2 protein-coding genes are annotated in these 844 nt (G+C 37.1%); both read left to right on the top strand.

From position 1 onward, the window contains the following. Nucleotides 1-260, top strand: a 260-nt coding sequence (locus V7083_RS21840) for a hypothetical protein (protein ID WP_335482035.1), incomplete at its 5' end; no start/stop codon positions are given. Continuing rightward, a partial coding sequence (locus V7083_RS21835; RefSeq protein WP_335482034.1) for an amino acid permease occupies nt 261-844 on the top strand: 584 nt, incomplete at its 3' end.

Here is an 844-nt window from a genome sequence, read left to right as displayed (position 1 = left end):
CTTTAACACAGCCTAATTTTTTAAAAAAGAAATACCTCAAGAAATCTTCTCCTAGATATTATCCTTCATTTTTTAGAGTATTAACCTTTTCCTTATCTCTTTTAAATTTACCATTTTGTTCTCTCGATTTATTGGTTGATAGAGATCCTACCATTCCAACTCTTCCAAGACAGTTTATTACAGAGGCAAATTTTCCTTTAAATCAATCCAAATTTTGTGGGAATAGTAATGGAAATAGGATTTTGAAAGGAGATACTTAAATGGAACAAGATCTTACCTTTAAGCAAACGGTAAGCCATAAGGAATCTGATAATGAGGAAAAAGGAGAAAAAGGCGATCTCGCTTGGTGGCAGCTGTCTTTAATTGGTATAGGTTCAGTAATTGGCGCCGGCTTTTTTCTAGGAACAGGATTATCCATCAAAACGGCCGGACCTGCAATTTTAATCAACTATGTGATTGCTGGAATCACTGCCTATTTTGTCTTTAGTGCCATTGCTGAAATGACAGTAGCTGACCCTCAGCCCGGATCATTTCGTACCTACGCCAAAAAAGCTTACGGGAGATCAATGGGTTTCCTTTCTGGATGGATCTACTGGCTAGCGGGAATTTTTATTATGTCTAGTGAGGCCGTCGCATTAGGCACGTTTACACAATATTGGCTTCCGCATGTTCCATTATGGATGTTTACAGTAGGTTATGTTGTAGCTGCCTTTGCCATCAATTTGTTAGGTGTGAGTAACTTTGGAAAAATTGAATCGCTGTTTGGGATAATCAAGCTTTCTACATTAGTTATTTTTATCTTTTTTGGCTTACTGATTTTATTTCATATGATTGCTCCACAACC

The organism is Bacillus sp. JJ1764 (assembly GCF_036962145.1).
Taxonomy (GTDB): domain Bacteria; phylum Bacillota; class Bacilli; order Bacillales; family Cytobacillaceae; genus Neobacillus.
Note: the sequence above shows the minus strand (reverse complement) of the source record. Positions and strands in the feature narration are given on the sequence as shown.